Source organism: Mycolicibacterium neworleansense (assembly GCF_001245615.1).
Lineage (GTDB): Bacteria > Actinomycetota > Actinomycetes > Mycobacteriales > Mycobacteriaceae > Mycobacterium > Mycobacterium neworleansense.
Genome location: NZ_CWKH01000003.1, coordinates 345,415 through 369,163 on the forward strand (window position 1 = coordinate 345,415; position 23,749 = coordinate 369,163).

Here is a 23,749-nt window from a genome sequence, read left to right on the forward strand (position 1 = left end):
GCAGACATTTTCGCCTTACGCGCCGTGGGCGTTGGGTTCGGTTTGTTACTGCGAGAGCGGCGCCACCTGGCCACCGCTGAGACGGCGCCACGCGTACACCTGGATGAGCAGAACCAAGGGGTAGGCGATGATCAAGCCGAGCCCGCACGGGATCGCGCCGATGATCACGATGGCGACCATCGCGAGCACGGTGAGAAACACCGTGCCGAAGTTGGGCTTCACCAGTTGGAAGCTTGCCTTGACCGCGTCGACGCCCTTGAGATTGCGGTCGACGGCGGCGACCGTCGTGAACAGGAACAAGACGGCCATCACCACGTCAGCGATGAAGGCCAGCGGCATCGTGACGAACCAGAGCGCCCCGACCAAGAGCGTGGGGAGCTGCAGCACGAAGTTGACCGCGAAAAAGATCGCACCGACGATCACCGTCGCGATGATCACGTTTCCGACATTGCGCGGCTTGAAGAACGATCCGAGCGTCACGGGCTGGCCGTTGGCGATGTCGAGCAGCCCTGCGGTGTATGCCGCGGCGATCCAGCCACTGACGATCAGCATCACGATGAGCCCGACGAACAGCACGGCGCCGCCGGCGACGCTGAGGTCTCCCGACGATGCCGAGAAGCTGAAGCCGTCGTCGTAGGACTCGTAGGTGCTGGTGGAATCGGGCGAAACGGCACCGGCAATCAGGTTGAAGATGAACCAGATTGCGCCGGATGCCAGACCGAACACCAGACCCGGCACGATCAGCTCGACCGGATGCTTGAGGAACTTGTTCCAGGCCCAGGAGAAGGCGTCACCGACGCTGTACGGCGCGGCGCCGAAGCCGGGACCGCCCGCGGCCGGGTAGCCGGCCGGCGGGTAACCGCCCTGTTGCGGCGGGGGCGGATAACCGCCGGGAGGCGGGTAACCACCAGGCGGCGGGTAGCCGCCGGGCGGGGGGTAGCCGCCACCCTGCGGCGGGGGCGGGGGCGGGAATCCGCCTTGTTGCGGCGGAGGCGGATAACCACCGGGAGGAGGTGGCGGATAGCCACCACCACCGGGCGGCGGAGGCGGCGGGTAACCACCCTGCTGGGGCGGAGGTGGAGGCGGATATCCACCCTCTGGCGGCGGCGGGTAATTCCCGGGCGGGGGCGGTTGATCGGTCACGTCGAAAGCTCTCCTCATCTGCCAATAGCGATCCGCGCACGGACGCTACTTTCTGCCAGCACCTAGATGTACAGACTGCTCCACAGGCAGATTACGCACCGTCAACCCCGTTTGACAGGTCAACACGAGCGCATTTGCCGGGCACATCGGGACGTTCGTCGCCGTGGGCGGTGATGCTGTCTGAGTTTGCCGGCCCGCGGCCAGCTCACCCTAGCTGAGAAGTAGCTGGAGACAAGGTATTCCACGCGGCGCGAGGCGCCGCGAGCCTGTCTAGTGCCTGCCGCCGCCCTCGGACAGGAATCCGAGCAGGTCGTGGCGGGTCAGCACGCCGACGGGCTTGCCCTCCTCGACGACCATCACCGCGTCGCAGTCCCGCAGCGATTTGGCCGCGGTGGAAACCAGTTCCCCCGCACCGATCAACGGCAACGCCGGGCTCATGTGCTCGGCGACCGCGTCGGCCAGCTTCGCCCGGCCCTCGAACACCGCGGACAGCAGTTCCCGTTCGGACACGCTGCCGGCAACTTCGCCGGCCATCACCGGAGGCTCGGCGCCGACCACCGGCATCTGGGAGACGCCGTATTCCCGGAGGATGCCGATCGCGTCGCGCACCGTCTCCGACGGATGGGTGTGCACCAGGTCGGGCAGCGCGCCGGACTTGCCGCGCAATACGTCACCGACGGTGGACTGCTCGATCGAACCGTCCAGCCGGTTGCGCAGGAACCCGTACGACGACATCCAGGCGTCGTTGAAAATCTTTGAGAGATAACCGCGTCCGCCGTCGGGCAGCAGCACCACGACGACCGAGTCCGGTCCGGCCTTGCGGGCCACCTCCAGTGCGGCGACCACCGCCATACCGCAGGATCCACCGACCAGCAGCGCCTCTTCGCGGGCCAGCCGCCGGGTCATGTCGAACGAATCGGCGTCGGAGACGGCGATGATCCCGTCGGGCACCGACGGGTCGTAGGCCGACGGCCAAAAATCCTCGCCGACGCCTTCCACCAGGTACGGCCGCCCGGTCCCACCGGAGTACACCGAGCCCTCGGGATCGGCACCGATCACCTGAACCTTGCCGTCCGATACCTCTTTGAGGTAGCGGCCGGTACCGGTGATGGTGCCGCCGGTGCCGACGCCGGCGACGAAGTGCGTGACGGTGCCTTCGGTGTCGGCCCAGATCTCCGGGCCGGTCGTCTCGTAGTGGCTCTCCGGCCCCATCGGGTTGGAGTACTGGTCGGGCTTCCAGGCGCCGTCGATCTCCTCGACGAGACGGTTGGAGACGCTGTAGTAGCTGTCCGGGTGGTCCGGCGGCACCGCCGTCGGGCACACCACGACGTCAGCACCATAGGCGCGCAACACATTCTGCTTGTCTTCACTGACCTTGTCGGGGCAGACGAAGATGCACTTGTAGCCGCGGGTCTGGGCCACCAGGGCCAGACCGACGCCGGTGTTGCCGGACGTCGGCTCGACGATGGTGCCGCCCGGCTTGAGCTCGCCGCTGGCCTCGGCGGCCTCGATCATCTTGGCCGCGATGCGGTCCTTCGAGCTGCCGCCGGGGTTCAGGTACTCGATCTTGGCCAGGACCTTGCCCGAGCCTTCGGGGACAACCGAGTTCAGCTGAACCAGCGGGGTGTTGCCGATGAGCTCACTGATGTGCCTGGCGATGCGCATACGTCAATGGTCTCAGGCCCGCCGAAAGCTCACCAGGTGGCCTCTCGAATGTATTCGCCGATCTGGCGCAACGAACGCTTCGCTTCGGACACCAGAGGTGATGCGAGCTGGAAGACATGCATCTGACCGGGCCAGATGCGGAGCTCGACGGGAACGCCGGCGGCCGCCAGCATGTGCGCGGCTTTTCGCGCATCGCTGAGCAGAACCTCCGAGCCCGACGCGTGGATCAGCGTGCGCGGCAGGCCGGGCTCGACATGATCGAGCGGCTCGTAGACATGCTCGCCCTTGCGTTTGGCCGCGGCTTCGATGAGTTCGACGAGGGCGTCGAACGCCTTGGCCGGGAACATCGCGTCGGAGTGCATGTTCGGGTGATTGGCCCGGGACTCGTTGTCGATCTCGAACAGCGGCGACATCGTCACCAGCGCGGCCGGGACCTCGTCCTCGTCGAGTAGCCGCTCGGCCAGCGCCAGCGACAGGTAACCGCCGGCCGAGTCACCGGCCAGCACGATCTGGTCCGGCTGGTAGCCGGTCAGCCGCAGCCACTGGTAGGCGTCGTAACAGTCGTCGAGCGCGGTGCCCACCGAGTGCTTGGGGACCATCCGGTAATCGACGACCAGGACCGGGCTGTCGGCATATCCCGACAGGGCCGTGACGATCCCGGAGTGCGTGTTGGCCCCGCAGGCCAGGAACGCACCGCCGTGCAGGTACAGGATGACGCTGCGTTTCCCATCGGCGGGCAGGACGCCGTCGGCCCGAACGAGCTGCGCGGTGCAGTGCGGCAGCGCGATGGTGGCCTTGATGGTCCCGGGGGCCGGGCGGAGCAGCCGGGCGGCGAAATTGACAAGCCCGAACGGCCACGGCAGATGCGGTACCTGGCTACCAATTGCCAAGGTCGGCTTGATTGTCAGCATGGCCGCCAGCGAAGCCAGTCGGCCTGCCAGGCTCGGGCCGTCCTCGACCACCTCGACGGGTGCGCCGTCACTGACCGGAAACCTACGCCCGCGGTACGCCCTAGCTGGGCCTATACCAGCATGATGAGACCTGGATACCTTGCTCGGTGCAGTCATCGTCACCACTTCCTACGTCTTTGTAGTGCTAGGTGAGCTTCGTCACTCAGACAACCCGGGTAACTTAGCTTGACATCCGTAAACAGTTCAACAGTCAAATAAACTGAATTGATACCGGACTTGATACAGCACCGTGATCGCCACGCTGCGCCGCCACGCTGACAACCCGTCTGATCCACCTAAACTGGTCTCGTGGGCACACCGCGTCGGTCGACCATCGCCCTTGCCGCTGCGGCGACGTTGGCGTCTACGGGATCGGCCTATATCGGAGCACGCAACTTGTTGAGCGGGCAGGCCAACCAGGCTCGTCAGGTCATCCCCAAGTCGTGGGACATCCCGCCGCGCGCCGACGGCGTGTATGTCCCCGGGGGCGGGCCGGTGCAGAAGTGGGAACGCGGCGTCCCATTCGACCTGCACCTGATGATCTTCGGAGACTCCACGGCCACCGGCTACGGCTGCCGGGTGGCCGACGAGGTGCCGGGCGTGCTGATCGCACGGGGCGTGGCCGAGCAGTTCGGCGAACGAGTTCGCTTGAGCACCAAGGCGATTGTCGGCGCCACATCCAAGGGACTGTCCGGTCAGATCGACGCGATGTTCGTCGCAGGACCACCGCCGGATGCCGCCGTGATCATGATCGGCGCCAACGACATCACCAAACCCAACGGCATCGGGCCGTCGGCACGCCGGGTCGGCGACGCCGTACGCCGGCTGCGTTCGGCCGGTGCCGTCGTCGTGGTCGGCACCTGTCCCGACTTCGGGGTGATCACCGCCATCCCCCAGCCTCTGCGCACCGTCGCGCGCAATCTCGGCCTGCGTCTGGCCCGCGCCCAGGCCGCCGCGGTGCGGGCCGCGGGCGGGGTACCCGTGCCGTTCTCCGATCTGCTGGCCCCGGACTTCTACAAGTCCCCTGACCTGCTGTTCTCCGACGACATGTTCCATCCGTCGGCCGCCGGCTATGCCCTGGCGGCCAAGCAGTTGCTGCCTGCGCTGTGCACCGCCCTGGGCGAGTGGGACGGGGATGCGGCACTGGAATCCGGCGCCGCCGACACCCACACATTGCTGGGCCGCCTCGGCGGTGTCAGCCGGTTGTGGCGCCGCTCGACCGGGGTGCCCGCACCCATCGTGGTGCACGCGGGCTAGTTTCAACCTGAGTTTTCTAAGCCATTCGATCTCCCAGGAGCCGTCATGCCTGAAGCCGTCATCGTTGCCACTGCCCGCTCGCCCATCGGCCGGGCCGGCAAGGGATCACTCGTCACCATGCGGCCCGACGATCTGGCCGCCCAGATGGTCAAGGCCGTTCTCGACAAGGTTCCCGCTCTGGACCCGCGTGAGATCGACGACCTGATCATGGGCTGTGGCCAGCCGGGCGGAAAGTCCGGCTTCAACATCGGCCGCACCGTCGCAGTCCAGCTGGGCTACGACTTCCTGCCCGGCACCACCGTCAACCGCTACTGCTCGTCCTCGTTGCAGAGCACCCGGATGGCCTTCCACGCCATCAAAGCCGGCGAGGGCCACGCGTTCATCTCCGCCGGCGTGGAGACCGTGTCGCAGTTCGCCAGCGGCAATGCCGACGGCTGGCCCGACACCAAGAACCCGCTGTACGCCGACGCCATGGCCCGCAGCGAGCAGGCCGCCACCGGCGCCGAGGAATGGCACGATCCGCGCGAGGACGGCCTGCTGCCCGACGTCTACCTCGCCATGGGCCAGACCGCCGAGAACGTCGCGCTGCACACCGGTGTCAGCCGTGAGGACCAGGACCATTGGGCGGTGCGTTCGCAGAACCGCGCCGAGGAGGCCATCAACAACGGCTTCTTCGCCCGTGAGATCACCCCGGTGACGCTGGCCGACGGCACCGTCGTCTCCACCGATGACGGCCCGCGTGCCGGCACCACCTACGAGAAGATCAGCCAGCTCAAGCCGGTCTTCCGTCCCAACGGCACCGTGACCGCCGGCAACGCCTGCCCGCTGAACGACGGCGCCGCGGCGCTCGTGGTGATGAGCGACGTGCGGGCCAAGGAGCTGGGCCTGACCCCGCTGGCCCGCGTGGTGTCGACGGGCGTGTCCGGCCTGTCGCCCGAGATCATGGGCCTGGGCCCGATCGAGGCCGTCAAGAAGGCCCTCGCCAACGCCAAGATGGGCATCGACGACATCGACCTCTACGAGATCAACGAGGCGTTCGCGGTGCAGGTGCTCGGCTCGGCCCGCGCCCTGGGCATGGACGAGGACAAGCTGAACGTCTCCGGCGGCGCGATCGCGCTGGGCCACCCGTTCGGCATGACCGGTGCCCGCATCACCGCCACCCTGCTGAACAACCTGCAGACCCACGACAAGACCTTCGGCATCGAGACCATGTGTGTCGGTGGCGGCCAGGGCATGGCGATGGTTGTGGAGCGCTTGAGCTAGTTTGCTTTTCGCCGAGTCTGCGTACAGATCGCGATTTCACGCAATTTCGCGATCTGTACGCAGACTCGTTGCCCTCAGCGCAGTGTCGTTTGTCTGGTGATTGCTTCGCGAACTCTTCGCAGGATCTCGGGCGGCCGGTCCTCTGCCACTACTCTGACGATGATCCAACCCATCCGCTCCAGCTCGGCTGTTCGGCGGATGTCCTTCACGTATTGCGTTCGATCACTGCGGTGTTGGTCCCCGTCGTACTCCACCGCGACCATCCATTCGGTCCAACCCATGTCGAGGTAGGCGAACGGATAGCCATTCGCCCCGATCACTGGGATCTGAGTCTGCGGGCGCGGTAGACCGTGCTCGATGAGAAGTAGACGCAGCCAGGTTTCCTTCGGGGATTGCGACCCAGCGTCGACCATCGGAAGCACCCTTTCCAGTTGGCGCAGTCCGCGGGCTCCGCGATGCCGGGCTGCCACTTCTTCGACGTCGCCAACCTTCAATCCCGTTGCCCGGGCAAGGGAATCGAGCCGGGCCACCGCGCGGCCGGCCCCCGGTGTGCGGCCGATGTCGAAGGCGGTGCGTTCCGCTGTGGTCACCGGCAGCCCGCCGACCTGTCCGATCTCGACCGACAGCAACCGCTTCGCCGATGTCCACACACCGGTTGGGCTCCTGGCATTGCCCCAGATCAACTCGATTGGCGCGGATTCATCGACCCACCTCGCCCCGTGCAGGGCTGCCGCGGTGAGGCCTGCCAGCACTCCCTGGCGGTGCGACCACAGCCACGCCGCCCTGGCCCGATCAACCAACCCTGGGCTGAAGTCCCGGGCCACGTAGACATCGGGCAGTACGGCGCGAAAGTTCGCCCGCAGCTGGTGCTTGCGGATCAGACCTGCCCGCAACGCTTCTGAGCCGACGAACGGGCTGTCGAATGTGGTCACGACGTCGACGTTGCCGAAAATCTCCGACACCGGCGTTCAGCGAAAGTGTGGGCGAGTCATGGCTGGGGATGAAATCGACTCTGTGGACAGCGCTTCGAGTCTGCACCAAGAGCGGGATGTCGCGCGATTTCACGCTCTGAGCGCAGGCTCGGCACTCTGAGCGCAGACTCAACAGCGGTAAGCCCATAAGAAAAAGGCGCCCGCAATCGCGGACGCCTTTCTCGGGGCAGGGTTGCTAGTCGTTGTTGAAGTACGACAGCAACCGCAGGATCTCGATGTACAGCCAGACCAGGGTGACGGTCAGGCCCAGGGCGATGCCCCATGCGGCCTTCTCCGGAGCACCGGCACGGACCATCTGGTCAGCGGCGTCGAAGTCGATCAGGAAGCTGAACGCGGCCAGACCGATGCACAGCAGCGAGAAGCCGATCGCCAGCATGCCGCCGTCACGCAGGCCCAGGCCGGCACCGCCGCCCACGCCGAACATCGCCAACACGAAGTTGAGGAGCATCAGCGCCAGGACACCGAACATGCCGGCGATGATCATCCGGGTGAACTTCGGCGTCACGCGGATGGCACCGGTCTTGTAGACGACCAGCATGCCGACGAAGACGCCCATGGTGCCGACGATCGCCTGCGCGATCATGCCGACGCCACCAACCGAGGCGATGTTGGCGATGATGAACGACACCGCACCGAGGAACAGGCCTTCCAGCGCCGCATAGGTCAGCACGATGGCCGGATTGTCCTGCTTGCGGCCGAACGTGGCGATCAGCACCAGAACCAGGCCGCCGAGGCCACCGACGAGGGCGAACGGTGTCGCCAGCGCGAGGTTGCCCGACACCAGGAAGTAGGACACCACGGCGACGGCTGAGAGCACGGCCAGGGTGATGCCGGTCTTGGTGACGACGTCATCGATGGTCAGCGGCCGCGACACACCGGTCTGCGGCTGCTCCAGGTACTCCTGCGCGTAGGGCTGCGCATGCACCTGCTGTGCACCGAAGCCGGCGGCTCCGGTACCGAATTGTGCGTATCCGCCCTGCTGCTTCGGCAGGCTGCGGAATACCGGGTTGCTGGTTTCGCGCACCGTCGGGTTCCTCTCCTATGAGATGTTCGGTTACGAACTACTAGCTCAACGATCGATGTTCCGGGTGGGTTCCCGTCGAGGCCAGAAGACTCTCAGGAAACTTCCAGGTTGATCTTGAGGCAAACCCTACCCGTAGCGCAGCTCCCTCGGGGGCCCGAACTAGATTGCAACTCGTGACAGAAAACGAGGACGTCCTAGTAAGTGTCCGGAACGGCGTCGGGATCCTCACGCTGAACCGGCCGAAGGCCATCAACTCGCTCAACGATGCGATGGTCGCCGGCATGTCCGAGGCGCTCCACGCCTGGGCGAACGACGACTCCGTACACACCGTGCTGCTGACCGGTTCCGGCGAACGCGGCCTGTGCGCGGGCGGCGACGTGGTGGCGCTCTATCACAGCGCGAAGGCCAAGGACGGCGCGGCACAGCGGTTCTGGTACGACGAGTACCTGCTCAACGCCTACATCGGCAGCTATCCCAAGCCATACGTGGCGTTGATGGACGGCATCGTGATGGGCGGTGGTGTGGGGGTGGCCGCCCACGGCAACATTCGCGTCGCGACCGACACCACCAAGATGGCGATGCCCGAGGTCGGAATCGGTTTCATCCCCGACGTCGGTGGCACCTACCTGCTGTCGCGGGCTCCGGGCCGGCTGGGATTGCACGCCGCGCTCACCGGAGCACCGTTCTCCGGGGCCGACGCGATCGCCATGGGTTTCGCCGATCATTACGTGCCCCATGACAAGTTGGCGGACTTCACCGAATCCGTCATCGCCGACGGCGTCGAGAACGCCTTGGCCACCTATTCCGTCGAACCGCCGGCCAGCCCGCTGCTGGAACAGCGAGGCTGGATCGACGAGTGCTACGCCGGGGACACCGTCGCCGACATCCTCGCCGCGTTGCAGGCCCACGACGCAGCCCCGGCCGAGGACGCCGCGAAGCTCATCGCGACCCGGTCCCCCGTTTCCCTGTCCGTCACGCTGGAAGCGGTGCGCCGGGCGGCGAAGCTGGAGACACTGGAGGACGTGCTGCGCCAGGAATACCGGACCTCGTGCGCGTCGGTGAAATCTCATGACTTCGTCGAGGGCATCCGGGCCCAGCTCGTCGACAAGGACCGCAACCCGCAGTGGTCCCCCGCCGCGATCGCCGATGTCACGCCCGACGACGTCGCCGCGTACTTCGTTCCGGCCGAACCCGATCTGACCTTCCAGGAGGACAACAAATGAGTGAGTTCGAGACCATCCTGGTGACCCGCACCGGCCGGGTCGCCACCATCACACTGAACCGGCCCAAGGCGCTCAACGCGCTCAACAGCCAGGTCATGACCGAAGTGACCACTGCCGCAGCCGAACTCGACAACGATCCCGGCGTCGGCGCGATCATCGTCACCGGCAACGAGAAGGCGTTCGCCGCCGGCGCCGACATCAAGGAGATGGCCGAGCTGTCGTTCGCCGACGTGTACTCGGCCGACTTCTTCGAGCTGTGGTCGAAGTTCGCGGCCACCCGCACCCCGACTATCGCCGCGGTCGCCGGATACGCCCTGGGCGGCGGCTGCGAGCTGGCGATGATGTGCGACATCCTGATCGCCGCGGATTCGGCGAAGTTCGGTCAGCCCGAGATCAAGCTGGGCGTGCTGCCGGGCATGGGCGGTTCACAGCGACTGACCCGGGCGATCGGCAAGGCCAAGGCGATGGATCTGATCCTCACCGGCCGCACCATCGACGCCGTGGAAGCCGAACGCGCGGGCCTGGTTTCCCGCCTGGTGCCCGCGGATTCTCTGATCGACGAGGCCCTGGCCGTGGCCGAGACCATCGCCGGGATGTCGCTGTCGGCCTCGCGGATGGCCAAGGAAGCCGTCAACCGGGCCTTCGAGTCCAGCCTGGCCGAGGGATTGCTCTACGAGCGCAGGCTGTTCCACTCGGCCTTCGCCACGGCCGACCAGAAGGAAGGCATGGCGGCGTTCTCCGAGAAGCGCGCCGCGAACTTCACCCATCGCTAAAGTCGACGGGTGACCGAGACCGCCGAACCCGAGGCCGACGCACTCGAAGTCCAGTCAGGTGACGCAGAAAAGACCGTGTGGTGGCTGCGCCACTACACGTTCTTCGGCACCCTGCTGGGGCTGGTGTTCGTCTGGTTCTCGCTGACGCCGTCGCTGCTGCCCCGCGGCCCGCTGTTTCAGGGCCTGGTCAGCGGCGCGGCCGGGGCGACGGGTTACGGGCTGGGCGTTTTCGGGGTGTGGCTGGTGCGCTACATGCGTTCGGCCGAGACCAGCCCGCGGGCACCGAAGTGGGCCTGGCTGACGCTGCTGGTCGTCGGCGTCATCGGCCAGGTGCTGATGATCGTCTACTTCCACGTCTGGCAGGACGAGGTCCGCGACTTCATGGGTGTGCCCCGGCTGAAGTTCTGGGACCACCCGTTGACCGCGGTCCTGTCGATCGTGGTGCTGTTCGCGTTCGTCGAGGTCGGCCAGCTGATCCGCAAGCTGGTGCGATTCCTGGACCAGAAGTTGGATCGCTTTCTGCCGCCCCGGGTTTCGGCCGTGGTGGTCGTGGCGTTGCTGCTGGCGTTGAGCATCGCGCTGCTCAACGGCGTGGTGGTCCGGGTGGCGATGGACACCATCAACCGGACATTCGCCGCCGTCAACGACGAGAGCGATCCGGACTTCCCCGCGCCGATGTCACCGCTGCGTTCGGGTGGCCCGCAGTCGCTGTCCAGCTGGGAGTCTCTGGGGCATCAGGGCCGGGTGTTCGTCTCGGCCGGCCCGACGGTGCAACAGCTTTCGCAGTTCAGCGGCAAACCCGCGACCGAACCGATCCGGGCCTACGCGGGCCTGCATTCCGCTGACGGCATCAAGGCCACGGCCGCGTTGGCCGCCAGGGAATTACAGCGGACCGGCGGGCTGAACCGCGCCGTGGTGGCAGTGGCCACCACGACGGGCACGGGCTGGATCAACGAGGCCGAGGCCTCGGCCCTGGAGTACATGTACAACGGCAACACGGCGATCGTGAGCATGCAGTACTCGTTCCTGCCGAGCTGGTTGTCGTTCCTGGTCGACCAGGAGAACGCACGGCAGGCCGGGCAGGCGTTGTTCGAAGCCGTCGACGCATTGGTGCGCACGCTTCCCGAGGACAAGCGGCCCAAGCTCGTGGTGTTCGGGGAAAGCCTGGGATCGTTCGGCGGTGAGGCACCGTTCCTGTCACTGAACAATCTGGTCGCCCGCACCGACGGCGCCCTGTTCTCGGGGCCGACGTTCAAGAACACGATCTGGACAACGCTCACCCGTGATCGCGATGCCGGTTCGCCCGAGTGGCTGCCGATCTACGACAACGGCGAGAACGTCCGATTCAGTGCGACGGCCGAGAACCTCGACCGGCCCGACGCGCCATGGGGCCATCCGCGCGTGGTGTACCTGCAGCACGCGTCGGACCCGATCTCGTGGTGGACACCGGACCTGCTGTTCGCCAAGCCGGACTGGTTGCGCGAGCCCCGCGGGTATGACGTGTCCCGCCGCATGGAGTGGATTCCGGTGGTGACGTTCCTTCAGGTGTCGGCGGACATGGCGGTCGCCGTAGACGTGCCCGACGGGCACGGCCACGTCTACGTCAAGAACGTGGCCGACGCGTGGGCCGCGGTGTTGCAGCCACCGGGGTGGACACCGGAGATGACCGCGAAACTGCGCCCCATGCTGTCGAACAACGAAAACGCCTGAGCCGCAGCGGATCAGACCTGACCGGCGGCCACCAGTGCGTGATAGCCGCCGACGACGTCGGTGGACCGGTGCAGCCCGAGATCGATCAGCGAGGCGGCGGCCAGGCTTGAGGTGTAACCCTCCGAGCACAGGATCACCCAGTAGACGTCGTCGTCGACGGCCTGCGGGATCCGCGCGTCACTGGTCGGGTCGCAGCGCCACTCCAGCACGTTGCGCTCGATGACCAGCGCGCCGGGCACCGAGCCCTCGGCGGCCCGCTGGGCGGCTGGCCGGATGTCGACCAGAACGGCACCGGACTCCAGCGCAGCGGGGAGGTCGGCGGCGGGCAGGCGGCTCAGCCGGGTGCGGGCCTGCTCCAGCACGGTGTCGATGCGGCTCATCGCTATCCCTCCGGTCCGTCGGTGAGTTCGGTGCGGTTGCGGCGCAACGTGTTCTGCGGTGTCACCTCGTAGTAGGACATCGCGGTCAGCGGCGGCGAGTAGGCGTGCACACTCAGCGTGGGACCGGACACCGTCACCGGACCGGGCGCCTGCACCACATCGTGGACCCAGCCCAGCGGGAAGGCCGCCTGGTCGCCGGCCGACAGCCGTCGTTGCCGCAACAGCTCACCGTCCCAGCGGGTTTCACGCAGTGATCCGGACACCACGGTCAGCGCTCCCAGGGAGCCACCGTGGTCGTGCAGTTCGGTCGATTTCTCGGGCACCCAGCTGATCAGCCAGACCTCGACTTCGTCGTCACCGGACAGCCGGGTGTACCACCGATCGTCTTTCGGAAGTCCCCGCAAGAGCCGGTCGTAGCGGCCGGACAGCACGTCGTCGGCGGCGCGGTCGGTGGTGTGCAGCAGGTCGGGCAACCGCAGCCGGGTGGGCGCGGACACGGCAGGAACGGGCGCGAGCGTGGACAGCATCAGAGAAACTCCAGGAATGACGGCGGATCAGGGCAGACGGGCGCGCTAGCAAGCCCGACAACACTCCTGGAATCCGGTCCCTTCCGTCACGGCGGCCAGTGTTGCATAGATTGGCGGCATGCGCAGTTACACGTGGACCACACGCTTGACCGCCGGAGCCGTCGCAGCCGCCGGGTTGAGTCTTCTGGTCGGATGCTCGACGGAGTCCGGCAAGGATGAGTCCGGGGCATCCACGGCATCGTCGCCGCAGGCGACCGCGACCACCGAGGCGCCGACCCCGACCGTCAAGCCCGGCGAGGTCGCGACGTCGCCGGCCGGCGTCACCACCGCCGTCGGCGCCGACGCCCAGTCCACCGAAGAGGAGTATTTCCAGGCCTGCCATGCGGCGAAGACCTGGATGCAGGCCAAGGGCGGGGATCTCAAGACACAGGTCGAGCCGTACCTGGCGAGCGTGCAGGCACCCGATGCGGCACCCGGGCCGGGCACCTACAACGTGCCATGGGCTCAGCTTGAGCCGGCACGTCAGGCCGCGGTCATCGTCGCGGCGCAGGCGGCCGCCGACGAGCTCTGCAGCTAGTTCGAATCACGCTGCGGCGAATCCCCCGCCGCGCCCGGCTGGGCGGCCACCCAGGCGCGGCCCCGCTCGACTGCCTCGTCGAGCGCACCGAAGATCCGGTCGGACGCCGGCACTATGCCGTCGTCGCCCAGCAGGTCGTCCAGGCCGCCGCGCAGCAGCACCTCCGCAGTCCCCGGGTTGACCCCGGCGACGATCAGCCTGCCGTTGTTGTCTGCCAGCTGGCCGGCCCAGCGGCGCAGCGCCTTGATGGTCACCGATGACGGCACGTCGGGCAGCGACCGCAGGCTGAGCACCACGACGGCGTTGGTGGTGCCTTCGGCGCGCGGCCAGGTCTCGTCGATCCGCGCCACCTCGGCGAACAGTCCGACCCCGGCGTAATGCAGGACGGTGACGTCGTTGCTCGCGCACTTCTCGGGCACGGGGGCCTGCTGCCAGCCGCCGCCCGGGGCCGGGATCAGCGCCGACAACTGCGCGGCCTCGGCCGCCTTGGCGCAGTAGAGCACCAGCGAGGTGATCACGCCGATGACGATCGCGGTGTGCAGCGGCAGCTGTGTGGTGGCGGCGAAGGTGACCAGCATCGCCACTGCCGACAATGGCGCCACCCGCAGCACCAGCTTGATGTCGGGCAGCCGGCCGACCACCAGCTCGGCACCGATCACCAGGACCAGCCCGCCGATCACCGGCATCGGGATGATCTCGGCGGCCGAGCCGGCGACCAGGACCAGCACGGCGAGCCAGAGGCCGGCGAAGATGCCGGCCCACCGGGTCTGCGCACCCGCCGAGGTCGCCACCCCGGTGCGCGACAGCGATCCGCCGGCCGGCAGTGCACCGAACAGACCGCCCGCGACGTTCGCCGCACCCTGGGCCAGGAAATCCCCGTTCATGTTGGTGCGGCTGCCATCCGGATTGGGTACCGCGGCCGAGATCCCGGCGGCCTGGGCCAGTGCGACGAGTGCCACCGCGACGCCACCGACGAGCAGCTCGGGCATCGCGGCGAAATTCGGAAGCGTCACCGGTGGAAGCGCATTCGCGATGGAAGCGATGTCGCCGACGGTTTCGACGTCGATGTGCGCGACGGCCACCACCGCGGTGACCACGACGAGGGCCAGCAGGGTGGCGAACGATTCGAGGGGTTTGATGAAGTGGAGCACCGCCCACACGGCGACGGTGCCCAGCGCGACCGCGACGGCGGCCGGATGCCACAGGCCGATGTGTGCCAGTGAGTCGATGAACTTGCCAATGGTGTTGCCGCTCTGCGGTTTGTAGCCGGTGGCGTCACCGAGGACACCGGCCACGATCTGCAGGGCGATGCCGGTGGAGAAGCCGGTCATCACCGCGTTGGAGACAAAGTTCATGATCGAGCCGAACCGCAGCAGCCCGAACAGCAGCATCACCGCACCGACCACGAGGGCCAGCGCCGCGACGTTTGCCGGGTCCGCCGGATCGAGCCCGGCCTCCTTGAGCACGCTGCGCGAGGTCAGGGCGATGGCACTGGTCAGCGTCGTCACCATGAGCACGGTCCGCGCGAACAGTGAGCCGATGATGCCGGGCACGATGCCGGCGTAGATGCCGGTGACCGGGTTGAAGCCGCCAATACTGGCGTAGGCCATGCCTTCTGGGATGGAGAACAGTCCCGTGACCAGTCCGGCGATGGCATCACGAGGTTTGGGACGGCCGAGCTTCCGCATGAATGTTGGCGCACCCACGAATCAACCCTCCCACGAATGAGTACGCCGTGAGCGGCAGAATGGAGGTATGCGTGTCGCTCTGGCCCTCGGTAGTGGTGGGGCTCGCGGCTACGCGCACATCGGGGTGATCAACGAGCTCTGCGACCGCGGTTACGAGGTCGTCGGGGTGTCCGGGTCATCGATGGGTGCGCTGGTCGGTGGGCTGCACGCGGCGGGCAAGCTCGACGATTTCGCCGACTGGGCGCGGACTCTGACGCAGCGCGCGGTGTTGCGGCTGCTGGATCCCTCCATCACGGCGGCGGGCATTCTGCGCGCCGAGAAGATCCTCGACGCGGTCCGCGACATCATCGGCGAGGCCACGATCGAGGAGCTGCCGATCCCCTACACGGCCGTCGCGACGGATCTGATCGCCGGCAAGTCGGTGTGGCTGCAACGCGGCCCGGTCGATTCGGCGATCCGGGCCTCCATCGCCATCCCCGGCGTGATCGCCCCACATGTGCGGGGCGGCAGGCTGCTCGGCGACGGCGGCATCCTCGACCCGCTGCCCATGGCGCCGATCGCCGCGGTCAACGCCGATCTCACCATCGCGGTCAGTCTGTCCGGCGGCGACCCGGGCACCGTGGTCAGCCCAGAGGACCCGGAGCGGCGGCCCACCACCGAATGGCTCAACCGCATGATGCGCAGCACGTCGGCGGTCCTGGACACGGCCTCGGTGCGTTCGGTGCTGGACCGGCCCACGGCCCGCGCGGTGCTGAGCCGGTTCGGGGCGTCCACCCCGGCCGAAGGCGAGTTGGAGCCGGCCGACCCGGTCGAGCCTTCCGAGCCTTCCGAGCCTTCCGAGCCCGTCGATTTCGATGGCCCCGAGGTGCCGGAGTCGGCCGGTGTACCGAAGCTGGGCAGCTTCGAGGTGATGAACCGCACCATAGACATCGCCCAGGCCGCGCTGGCCCGGCACACGCTCGCGGCCTACCCGCCCGACCTGCTGATCGAGGTACCCCGCACGGTGTGCCGCAGCCTGGAATTCCACCGCGCCGCGGAGATGATCGAGGTCGGGCGGCAGCTCGCCGCCCGTGCGCTCGACGGCTGAATCAGCCCGCCAGGAACTTCGCGACCTCGGCCGCCACCCGCCGTCCCTGGGCGCGTCCGGCTTGGGCCGACGGGATCCGGCAGTCCGGGTCGAGCGGGTTCGCGCCGAACGCTGCCAGGGATTCGTCGTCGGCGAAGATCCCCAGCGACCGTCCGTCGAAGCCGTCGACCTCCTGCGCCGCGCCGCCACCGAACGGCGAGGGCGCCGAGCGGCCTTGGGGTACCAGCGCCACCGCCGTGTCGCAGTCGGCAGCCAGCGCCATGTTGACCGCGCTGCCGATGCCGCCATCCATGAACCGGCGGCCACCGATCGTCACAATCGGCCACACCGCGGGCACCGCGCAACTGGCCGTGACGGCGTCGACCAGTGACACCCCGGAATCCCGGTCCAGTGTCACCAGCTCGCCGGTGTCGATGTCGACCGCCGAGATCCGGAGCACCCGGTCGGGCCAGTCATGCGAGGGCAGGCGCGCTTCGATCACCTTGCGCCGTAGGGCCGGGTCGATCGTCACGGTGTCGAGCGCCACGGCGCCGATCTGCTGCAGCTTCTGCGCCTTCGTGGTGTTCGGTGTCAGCACGGCTTTGACGAACAGGTCGGTGACGGTGTCGATGGCCACCCCGGGCTCGAGCTCGGCCGATTCGGGACCGACCTGGCGCTCGAACAGTTCCTCCAAACGCAGCCCGCTACCGAGCTGTGCGGACACCGTCGACCCCGCCGACGTGCCCACCAGCACGTCGGAGCCCAGCAGTGCCTCGGCAGTTTCGGGAGATTCGTCGGCGATGCCCTGCAGGATGCCGGTCTCCCAGGCGATGCCTGCGATACCGCCACCGGCGAGCACCAGTGCGCGTTTGGAAGTCACGGAGATCGAGTGTGCCAGGGCGGTGAAAGTCGCGGCTAAGCGTGCTGCGATGCGGCCGCCTTGGCGGACAGGTCCTCGCGGTGCAGGAGGTGGCGCGGCGGGTCGGGAAACGTGAGGCGACGGTCGATCCGCAGGTCGGCGTCGACATGCACCAGCTCGCCGGGCGCGATGAGCTGCCAGTCCTCGCCGTCCATCGCCTCGCTGGCGAACACCACTGACGGCTGTGACGTCAGATGCTCGGATTCGGCGCGGATCCGGGAACTGCGCAGGCGCAGGCGCCGCTGCACCGGTTGCCTGCGGTCGAGGACGTACAGGTCGTGGGTGTCCGGGTACCGCAGAGCCCAGATGTCGGTGGCGGTACTCAGCAGGAGGTTGACGGCGTAGAGGGGCACGTTGTCGGCCAGCCAGCCGATGGCGTCGACGAGGCCCGCGCCGACGTCGCCGTCAGCGGCCCGGACGGCCGCGGTGATGAGCGCGAAGACACGTTCGGAGTCGGTCTGACCTTGGACCAGCTCCGCCACGCCCAGCTCTTGGAGCCGGTCGTCGAGTGCATCGAGACCCTCGACCACGCCGTTGTGCGCGAAGATGCGGCCATCCTGGAGAAAGGGATGGGTGTTCGCCACGTCAAGCGCGCCGGTGGAGGCGTACCGGACGTGCGCGATGAAGGTTGTCGCGGTGACATCGTGTGCCTCAGTGGCGAATTCGGAGTCCTCCCAGGCTGCGACGGGCTCCTTGTGCAGCACCGGGACACCGTCGGGGCCGAACACGCCCAGGCCGGTGCCGTCGGGGTTGCGCCGGCTCTGCTCGGCGAGATTGTCGGGCGCGTCCAGCAGCCAGAAGGTCGCCGGCACCAGCCGGCGACCGGCGTGCAGACCGAACAATCGGCACATGGCCTCAGCCCACCCGATGAAGTGCCATGATTTCCGATAGTAGCCGGGTGAGAGAAGGAGACGCCATGACATCCGACCTCGGGCTGACCATGCGGGCGGAGCGCTTCTATGCCGACACCAAAACGGTTGCGGTGGAGGATGTTCCGATTCCCGAACCAGGCCCGGGTGAGGTGCTGGTCAAGGTGGCGTTCTGCGGGATATGCCATTCCGACCTGAGCCTGATCAACGGCACCTTCCCGGCGCAGGCGCCGGTGGTCACGCAGGGCCATGAGGCCTCGGGCACCATCGCCAAACTCGGAGCAGGCGTCACGGGTTGGGCCGAGGGCGACCGCGTCATCGTGGCAGCGGGCCGGCCCTGCATGGAATGCCCCAACTGCGGGCGCGGCGATATCGCCAATTGCATGCGAATCCGCTTGATGGCCTTCGCCTATGACGGCGCGTGGGCCGAATACACGCTGGCTCAGGCGGTCGGGCTCACGCGCGTGCCGGACAACGTGCCGCTGGAGCAGGCCGCGATCCTCGCCGACGCGGTGTCGACGCCGTACGGCGCGGTGGTGCGCACCGGCAAGGTCGGCATCGGCGAGTCGGTCGGGGTGTGGGGTCTGGGCGGCGTCGGCACTCACATCGTGCAGCTGGCCCGGCTGGTCGGGGCGGTGCCGGTGGTGGCCGTGGACATCAAACCCGAGGTGCTGGAGCGCGCGCTGGACCTCGGCGCCGATTACGCGTTCGACGCCGGTGACGAACGGCTGGGCGAGAAGATCGCCGAGGTTACCGGGGGCCGAGGCCTGGACGTGGCGTTCGACGCGGTGGGGCTCAAGTCGACCTTCGAGCAGGCGCTGGGCCAGCTGACGGTCGGCGGCCGGTTGGTCGCGGTCGGGATGAGCGCCCAGGAACCCACGATCGGTCCGACGTCGATGTTCGGGCTGACCCAGAAGCAGGTGCTCGGCCACCTGGGGTATCAGAACGTCGACATCTCCACTTTGGCGACACTGGTGTCGCTGGGCCGGCTGGACCTGTCCCGATCGATCAGCGAGATCGTGTCGCTGGAGGACATCGCGGTGGGCATCGACAAGCTGGAGCGCCAGGAAGGCAATCCGATCCGGATCCTGGTGCGGCCCTGAGGTTTGAGGTTTCAGCCGGCGAGCTTGGGCGCGGCCTTGCCGCTGATGAGCGGCAGGTCCGGGTAGGTCACCACACCGGGTGCGGCGGCGCACACCGCGGGCACCGAGTTGACGCAGTGCGCGGCGGTGGCGACGACGCCGGACTCCGGGCCGTCCTCACCGGCCTCGGACTGGAAGCCCTTGATGATGACGGTGAAGTCCGGATTGCCGCGGACCTCCATCTCGTAGCGCTGCCCGGCGGGGCCGAAAGTCCATGCCGGATCCAGGTTTTCCTCGCCCATCAGCCAGTTCACCGTGACCCGCACGACGGGTTCGCCGTCGACGAGCGCCTCCCAGTGGAACTTTCGACCGGCGACCTGGCCGGGTTCGATCACGCCGATCGGCGAGTCGATGGGCGCGGTGGCAACCGCGATCTCCTGTGTGGCGCGGATCCGCGGGTCGATATTGAACCCGACATGGTCCACCACCATCTTGACGGCCTGGATGAAGCCGCCGTCGAGCATCTTCTGCATCGGCCCGCTCAGCGCGGTGTCGGGGGTGCCGCCGAATCCCATCACATGGCGCACCACGTCGGGTGCGTCATATGTGCGCAGATCTGAAAACTCCTCGGCGCGAACGAACTTCACGCCGGTAGCCATCGCCGAGAACACCAGCGGGAACTTCTCACTGATCCCACCGGGGGCGATGCCGGTGCCGTGCAGTGTGGCGCCACCTTCCAGGGCGGCTGCCCGCATCGGCGCGGCCTGCTTCTCGCTCGGGTACAGCCAGCCGACGGGGGTGATGACGTTCTTGCCCGCGCGCAGCAGGGCCGCGACCTCGTCGGGATTGGGGATGAGCGGCGAATAGATCACCGCGTCGGCGTCCAGCTCCAGGATCTCCTCGGTGCTGGTGGTGGCGGTGACGCCGAGTGGTTCGGTGCCGATGATCTCGCCGACGTCTTTGCCGTGCTTGGCGTCGGAGTACACCCGGCATCCGACGAGTTCCAGGTCGGGGTGCTCGAGCACGCCTTTGATCGCGGCCACGCCGACTCCACCGGTCGCCCACTGCACGACTTTGAGCGTCAAGACCCCTCCTCGGCGGAACTAGAACACGTTCTACTGGTCTACACCACCGTCGTCGTCAGCGGAAGTCCGTTCTCGCCGCGCGACGTACGAGATCACCAGGACCACCAGGACCGCCGGCAGAAACGCGGGCACGGTCAGCAGCAGGGAATGGTCGGCGAGGTAGGTCATGCCCCTTCGACGAGGCAGCCCGGCCGAATGTGACTGTCACATCCGCACCGCCTACCCCGTCTGAGGAACATGCAGATGAAATTCATTCAGGTCACCGTCGTGGTGGCGGCCATGAGCATGCTGGTGACCGGGGTGTGGATGCGGATCGACCCGGCATCGTTCGCGCAGTGGGCCAACTGGCCCAACCACGTCCACTTCCTGCACGACGCGGGGGTGTTCCAGATCGGGATCGCCGTGACCATGCTGTTCGCGCTCTGGTGGCGCGACGTGATCGCCGTGGTGTTGACGGGTTTCCTGGTGGCCAACACCTTGCACGCGGTCAACCACTTCCTGGACCGCGACGGCGGCAATCCGGAGAACTGGTGGCAGCTCGGACTGTTCTCGCTGCTGGCCGGGGCGGCGCTGGTGGTGCGGCTACGCCAACTCCAGTTGAAGACGGTTGACCGCGTTTCGCCATGAAGTATGTTCCGTTGCATGGCTAACAAAGTGTTCGTCGTCGGTGTGGGGATGACGAAGTTCGAGAAACCGGGACGTCGTGAGGGTTGGGATTACCCGGACATGGCACGCGAGTCGGGCACCAAGGCGCTCGAGGATGCGGGCATCTCCTACGACCAGGTGCAGCAGGGCTACGTCGGGTACTGCTCGGGGGACTCCACCTCGGGCCAGCGCGCGCTCTACGAGCTCGGCATGACCGGCATCCCGATCGTCAACGTCAACAACAACTGTTCGACCGGATCGACCGCTCTTTACCTTGCCGCACAGGCGATTCGCGGCGGGCTGGCCGATTGCACGATCGCGCTTGGCTTCGAGAAGATGCAGCCCGGCTCACTTCAGGCCGGCGCGCAGGACCGCGAGTCCCCGCTCGGAAAGCATGTCAAGGCGCTGGCCGAGATCGACGAGTTCGCCTTCCCGGTCGCGCCGTGGATGTTCGGCGCTGCCGGCCGCGAGCACATGAAGAAGTACGGCACCACCGCCGAGCACTTCGCAAAAATCGGCTACAAGAACCACAAGCATTCGGTGAACAACCCGTATGCGCAGTTCCAGGACGAGTACACCCTCGACGACATCCTGGCCGCCAAGATGATCTCCGATCCGCTGACCAAGCTGCAGTGCTCCCCCACCTCCGACGGGTCGGGCGCGGCGATCGTGGCCAGTGAGGCGTTCGTCGACAAGCACGGGCTGGCCGCCCAGGCCGTCGAGATCGTCGGGCAGGCGATGACCACCGACTTCGCCTCGACCTTCGACGGCAGCGCCGCCAACATCATCGGCTACGACATGAATGTGCAAGCGGCACAGCAGGTCTACGCGCAGTCCGGTTTGGGGCCCGAGGACTTCCAGGTGATCGAGCTGCACGACTGCTTCTCCGCCAACGAACTCCTGCTGTACGAGGCCCTGGGATTGTGCGGTGAGGGTGAGGCGCCGCGGCTGATCGACGACAACGACACCACCTACGGCGGCCGCTGGGTGGTCAACCCCTCTGGCGGGCTGATCTCCAAGGGCCACCCCCTGGGTGCCACCGGTCTGGCCCAGTGCTCCGAGCTGACCTGGCAGTTGCGCGGCACCGCCGACAAGCGCCAGGTCGAGGGCGTCACCGCGGCCCTGCAGCACAACATCGGCCTCGGTGGCGCGGCCGTCGTCACGGCTTACCAGCGCGCCGAGCGCTAACCACCTGCGATTTGTGCACGCCCGGCAACGCTCACCGTTGCCGGGTGTGCACAAGTCACGGCGCTACAGGGTGATCACCTCGTACGCACCATCGGCGTGACGGGCCCGGATCGTCTTCTTGTCGTATTTGCCCACGCTGGTGCGCGGCACCTGCTCGATGAACGCCCATCGCTCGGGCAGCCACCAGCGAACAACCTTGTCCGCCAGGAACTCCCGCAGTTCGGACGGCTCCGCTGATGCACCCTCGTTCAGCACCACGACAGCCAGCGGCCGTTCCTGCCAGCGCTCGTCGGGCACCCCGACCACCGCGGCCTCCAGCACCGCCGGGTGGGCGATCAGATGGTTCTCCAATTCCACCGAGGAGATCCACTCCCCACCGGACTTGATGACGTCCTTGGCCCGGTCGGTCAGCGTCACGTAGCCCTGCTGATCGATCACACCGACGTCCCCGGTGCGCAACCAGCCGGTGTCGAACTTCTCGGCGTCACGGTCCAGGTAGTAGGAGCCGGTGATCCACGGCCCGCGGACCTCCAGTTCGCCGACCGCCTCGCCGTCGTTGGGCAGGGGTGCGCCCGCATCGTCGACGACGCGGATCTCCACGCCGCACATCGGCCGGCCCTGGCTGACCCGCATCTCCCACTGGCGTTCGTCGGAGACGCCGGGCAGCGGCTTGGCCACGGTGGCCAGCGGCGAGGTCTCGGTCATCCCCCAGGCCTGCTGGATGTGCACGCCGTACGTCTCCTGGAACGTCCGCATCAGGGACAGCGGCACCGCAGATCCCCCGCAGGCCACCAGGCGCAGCGACGAAACGTCGTGTCCCGGATTCTTTTCCAGCCGATGCATGACGTCGTTCCAGATGGTCGGCACGGCACCGGCCAGGGTGGGGCGCTGCGATTCGATCAGCTCGATCAGCGAGGCCCCGTCCATGAAGCGGTCGGGCATCACCAGGTTGGCGCCAGCCATCAGGGCCGCATACGGCAACCCCCAGGCATTGGCGTGGAACATCGGCACGATCGGCAGCACCGAGTCGCCGCAGCTGACGTCGAGCGCGTTGGCCGTGCAGGTGTTCAGCGCATGCAGGTAGCTCGACCGGTGGCTGTACACCACGCCTTTCGGGTTACCGGTCGTGCCGCTCGTGTAACACATTGCCGCCGCGGAGTTTTCGTCGATCTCGGGCCAGTCGAATTCGGCAGGCTGCCCGGCCAGCAGCTCATCCCAGCGCAGGACGGTCACGCCGTTCAACGCGTCCACGTCGCCGTCGCCGACCACGATCACGGTGTGCACGCTGTCCAGCAGCGGCAGCACCGGGGCCAGCAGAGGCACCAGGGAGGCGTCGGCGATCACCACGCTGTCGGCGGCCTCGTTGGCGATGTAGGCGATCTGCTCCGGGGACAGCCGGATGTTGAGCGTGTGCAGCACCGCCCCCATCGCCGGCACGGCCAGGTAGGCGGCGAGGTGTTCGGTGTTGTTCCACATGAACGTGCCGACGCGTTGGTCACCGCTGACGCCGAGGCCGCGCAGGGCGTGCGCCAGTTGGGCGGCCTGGCCGCCCAACTCCCGGTAGCTGATCGTGCGATAGCGACCTTGGCCGACGGCGGTGGTCACGGTCCGGTCGCCGTTGATTCCGCAGGCGTGCCGCAGTATCGCGGTGATCGTCAACGGCCAGTTCTGCATCGTGCTGTTCACGGGCGCGATGGTATGCGCTCACCGCGCAGCGCCGGCG

23 protein-coding genes are annotated in these 23,749 nt (G+C 67.4%); 10 read left to right on the plus strand and 13 right to left on the minus strand.

Features of this window, described 5'->3' with window-relative positions; genetic code table 11:
• Positions 1-45: 45 nt before the first annotated feature.
• The 3 genes from BN2156_RS30765 to BN2156_RS26150 form a co-directional block, all read right to left on the minus strand.
• A complete protein-coding gene (locus BN2156_RS30765; RefSeq protein WP_090517893.1) occupies positions 46-1,143 on the minus strand; it encodes a DUF2189 domain-containing protein in 1,098 nt (365 codons plus the stop codon).
• 270 nt (positions 1,144-1,413) lie between these two features.
• Complete coding sequence (locus tag BN2156_RS26145) at positions 1,414-2,808, minus strand: cystathionine beta-synthase (RefSeq protein ID WP_090517894.1); 1,395 nt, start codon at positions 2,806-2,808, stop codon at positions 1,414-1,416.
• Between the two features lie 29 nt (positions 2,809-2,837).
• Positions 2,838-3,875: an alpha/beta hydrolase gene (locus BN2156_RS26150; protein ID WP_090518565.1), complete on the minus strand. Its 1,038-nt coding sequence runs from the start codon at positions 3,873-3,875 to the stop codon at positions 2,838-2,840.
• A gap of 192 nt (positions 3,876-4,067) precedes the next feature.
• Between BN2156_RS26150 and BN2156_RS26155 the strand changes: the two genes are divergently transcribed.
• Both BN2156_RS26155 and BN2156_RS26160 read left to right on the plus strand, forming a co-directional pair.
• Positions 4,068-5,015 carry an SGNH/GDSL hydrolase family protein gene (locus BN2156_RS26155; protein WP_090517895.1) on the plus strand — a complete coding sequence of 316 codons (948 nt, stop codon included), beginning with the start codon at positions 4,068-4,070 and terminating at the stop codon, positions 5,013-5,015.
• A gap of 45 nt (positions 5,016-5,060) precedes the next feature.
• Positions 5,061-6,278: an acetyl-CoA C-acetyltransferase gene (locus BN2156_RS26160; protein ID WP_090517896.1), complete on the plus strand. Its 1,218-nt coding sequence runs from the start codon at positions 5,061-5,063 to the stop codon at positions 6,276-6,278.
• 74 nt (positions 6,279-6,352) lie between these two features.
• Here the strand turns inward: BN2156_RS26160 and BN2156_RS26165 are convergent, their stop codons facing one another.
• Complete coding sequence (locus tag BN2156_RS26165; RefSeq protein ID WP_090518566.1) at positions 6,353-7,210, minus strand: DUF559 domain-containing protein; 858 nt, start codon at positions 7,208-7,210, stop codon at positions 6,353-6,355.
• A 235-nt stretch (positions 7,211-7,445) separates the two neighbouring features.
• On the minus strand, positions 7,446-8,294 hold the full coding sequence (locus BN2156_RS26170) for a Bax inhibitor-1/YccA family protein (protein WP_090517897.1): 849 nt from the start codon (positions 8,292-8,294) through the stop codon (positions 7,446-7,448).
• 173 nt (positions 8,295-8,467) lie between these two features.
• Here BN2156_RS26170 and BN2156_RS26175 point away from each other — a divergent pair, with 173 nt between their 5' ends.
• Genes BN2156_RS26175 through BN2156_RS26185 form a run of 3 tightly spaced genes read left to right on the plus strand, consistent with a single transcriptional unit; the run spans position 8,468 to position 12,000 of the window.
• Positions 8,468-9,517, plus strand: a complete 1,050-nt coding sequence (locus tag BN2156_RS26175) for an enoyl-CoA hydratase/isomerase family protein (protein ID WP_090517898.1) — start codon at positions 8,468-8,470, stop codon at positions 9,515-9,517.
• On the plus strand, positions 9,514-10,290 hold the full coding sequence (locus BN2156_RS26180; protein WP_090517899.1) for an enoyl-CoA hydratase: 777 nt from the start codon (positions 9,514-9,516) through the stop codon (positions 10,288-10,290). Before BN2156_RS26175 ends, BN2156_RS26180 begins: the two co-directional genes overlap by 4 nt.
• Positions 10,291-10,299: 9 nt before the next feature.
• A complete protein-coding gene (locus tag BN2156_RS26185; protein WP_090517900.1) occupies positions 10,300-12,000 on the plus strand; it encodes an alpha/beta hydrolase in 1,701 nt (566 codons plus the stop codon).
• 11 nt (positions 12,001-12,011) lie between these two features.
• Here BN2156_RS26185 and BN2156_RS26190 read toward each other — a convergent pair whose 3' ends face one another.
• Positions 12,012-12,380, minus strand: a complete 369-nt coding sequence (locus tag BN2156_RS26190; RefSeq protein ID WP_090517901.1) for a rhodanese-like domain-containing protein — start codon at positions 12,378-12,380, stop codon at positions 12,012-12,014.
• Between the two features lie 2 nt (positions 12,381-12,382).
• Positions 12,383-12,907, minus strand: coding sequence for a cysteine dioxygenase (locus BN2156_RS26195; protein ID WP_090517902.1), 525 nt, complete (start codon positions 12,905-12,907; stop codon positions 12,383-12,385).
• Between the two features lie 118 nt (positions 12,908-13,025).
• Between BN2156_RS26195 and lpqV the strand changes: the two genes are divergently transcribed.
• Positions 13,026-13,484: a lipoprotein LpqV gene (gene lpqV / locus BN2156_RS26200; RefSeq protein WP_090517903.1), complete on the plus strand. Its 459-nt coding sequence runs from the start codon at positions 13,026-13,028 to the stop codon at positions 13,482-13,484.
• Here the strand turns inward: lpqV and BN2156_RS26205 are convergent.
• Positions 13,481-15,190, minus strand: coding sequence for a SulP family inorganic anion transporter (locus BN2156_RS26205; RefSeq protein WP_090517904.1), 1,710 nt, complete (start codon positions 15,188-15,190; stop codon positions 13,481-13,483). The two genes, lpqV and BN2156_RS26205, sit on opposite strands and share 4 nt — an antisense overlap.
• 49 nt (positions 15,191-15,239) lie before the next feature.
• On the opposite strand from BN2156_RS26205, the gene BN2156_RS26210 reads away from it, so the two are divergent.
• Positions 15,240-16,259, plus strand: a complete 1,020-nt coding sequence (locus BN2156_RS26210; protein ID WP_090517905.1) for a patatin-like phospholipase family protein — start codon at positions 15,240-15,242, stop codon at positions 16,257-16,259.
• Between the two features lies 1 nt (position 16,260).
• Here BN2156_RS26210 and BN2156_RS26215 read toward each other — a convergent pair whose 3' ends face one another.
• On the minus strand, positions 16,261-17,118 hold the full coding sequence (locus BN2156_RS26215) for a patatin-like phospholipase family protein (protein WP_090517906.1): 858 nt from the start codon (positions 17,116-17,118) through the stop codon (positions 16,261-16,263).
• A gap of 35 nt (positions 17,119-17,153) precedes the next feature.
• Positions 17,154-18,008: a class II glutamine amidotransferase gene (locus BN2156_RS26220; protein WP_090517907.1), complete on the minus strand. Its 855-nt coding sequence runs from the start codon at positions 18,006-18,008 to the stop codon at positions 17,154-17,156.
• Between the two features lie 65 nt (positions 18,009-18,073).
• Here BN2156_RS26220 and BN2156_RS26225 point away from each other — a divergent pair, with 65 nt between their 5' ends.
• Positions 18,074-19,129 (plus strand): zinc-binding dehydrogenase, encoded by a 1,056-nt coding sequence (locus BN2156_RS26225; protein ID WP_090517908.1) that lies wholly within the window; start codon positions 18,074-18,076, stop codon positions 19,127-19,129.
• Positions 19,130-19,140: 11 nt separating this feature from the next.
• Here the strand turns inward: BN2156_RS26225 and BN2156_RS26230 are convergent, their stop codons facing one another.
• A complete protein-coding gene (locus BN2156_RS26230) occupies positions 19,141-20,193 on the minus strand; it encodes an NAD(P)H-dependent amine dehydrogenase family protein (RefSeq protein ID WP_090517909.1) in 1,053 nt (350 codons plus the stop codon).
• Between the two features lie 30 nt (positions 20,194-20,223).
• A complete protein-coding gene (locus tag BN2156_RS30935; protein ID WP_090517910.1) occupies positions 20,224-20,361 on the minus strand; it encodes a hypothetical protein in 138 nt (45 codons plus the stop codon).
• Positions 20,362-20,436: 75 nt separating this feature from the next.
• Here BN2156_RS30935 and BN2156_RS26240 point away from each other — a divergent pair, with 75 nt between their 5' ends.
• Together BN2156_RS26240 and BN2156_RS26245 are read left to right on the plus strand one after the other, a co-directional pair.
• Entirely contained in the window at positions 20,437-20,820 is a 384-nt protein-coding gene (locus BN2156_RS26240) for a hypothetical protein (RefSeq protein WP_235625504.1), read from the plus strand.
• A gap of 15 nt (positions 20,821-20,835) precedes the next feature.
• Positions 20,836-22,026, plus strand: coding sequence for a lipid-transfer protein (locus tag BN2156_RS26245; RefSeq protein ID WP_090517912.1), 1,191 nt, complete (start codon positions 20,836-20,838; stop codon positions 22,024-22,026).
• A gap of 63 nt (positions 22,027-22,089) precedes the next feature.
• Here the strand turns inward: BN2156_RS26245 and BN2156_RS26250 are convergent, their stop codons facing one another.
• Complete coding sequence (locus BN2156_RS26250; protein WP_162490972.1) at positions 22,090-23,712, minus strand: fatty acid--CoA ligase; 1,623 nt, start codon at positions 23,710-23,712, stop codon at positions 22,090-22,092.
• Positions 23,713-23,749 lie beyond the last annotated feature (37 nt).

Excerpts from the sequence above, each read along its gene's own strand:
- BN2156_RS26145 (WP_090517894.1), bottom strand. The coding sequence starts at position 2,808 with ATGCGCATCGCCAGGCACATCAGTGAGCTCATCGGCAACACCCCGCTG.
- BN2156_RS26150 (WP_090518565.1), bottom strand. The coding sequence starts at position 3,875 with ATGACTGCACCGAGCAAGGTATCCAGGTCTCATCATGCTGGTATAGGC.
- BN2156_RS26160 (WP_090517896.1), top strand. The coding sequence starts at position 5,061 with ATGCCTGAAGCCGTCATCGTTGCCACTGCCCGCTCGCCCATCGGCCGG.
- BN2156_RS26180 (WP_090517899.1), top strand. The coding sequence starts at position 9,514 with ATGAGTGAGTTCGAGACCATCCTGGTGACCCGCACCGGCCGGGTCGCC.
- BN2156_RS26190 (WP_090517901.1), bottom strand. The coding sequence starts at position 12,380 with ATGAGCCGCATCGACACCGTGCTGGAGCAGGCCCGCACCCGGCTGAGC.
- BN2156_RS26195 (WP_090517902.1), bottom strand. The coding sequence starts at position 12,907 with ATGCTGTCCACGCTCGCGCCCGTTCCTGCCGTGTCCGCGCCCACCCGG.
- lpqV (WP_090517903.1), top strand. The coding sequence starts at position 13,026 with ATGCGCAGTTACACGTGGACCACACGCTTGACCGCCGGAGCCGTCGCA.
- BN2156_RS26210 (WP_090517905.1), top strand. The coding sequence starts at position 15,240 with ATGCGTGTCGCTCTGGCCCTCGGTAGTGGTGGGGCTCGCGGCTACGCG.
- BN2156_RS26220 (WP_090517907.1), bottom strand. The coding sequence starts at position 18,008 with ATGTGCCGATTGTTCGGTCTGCACGCCGGTCGCCGGCTGGTGCCGGCG.
- BN2156_RS26225 (WP_090517908.1), top strand. The coding sequence starts at position 18,074 with ATGACATCCGACCTCGGGCTGACCATGCGGGCGGAGCGCTTCTATGCC.
- BN2156_RS30935 (WP_090517910.1), bottom strand. The coding sequence starts at position 20,361 with ATGACCTACCTCGCCGACCATTCCCTGCTGCTGACCGTGCCCGCGTTT.
- BN2156_RS26240 (WP_235625504.1), top strand. The coding sequence starts at position 20,437 with ATGAAATTCATTCAGGTCACCGTCGTGGTGGCGGCCATGAGCATGCTG.
- BN2156_RS26245 (WP_090517912.1), top strand. The coding sequence starts at position 20,836 with ATGGCTAACAAAGTGTTCGTCGTCGGTGTGGGGATGACGAAGTTCGAG.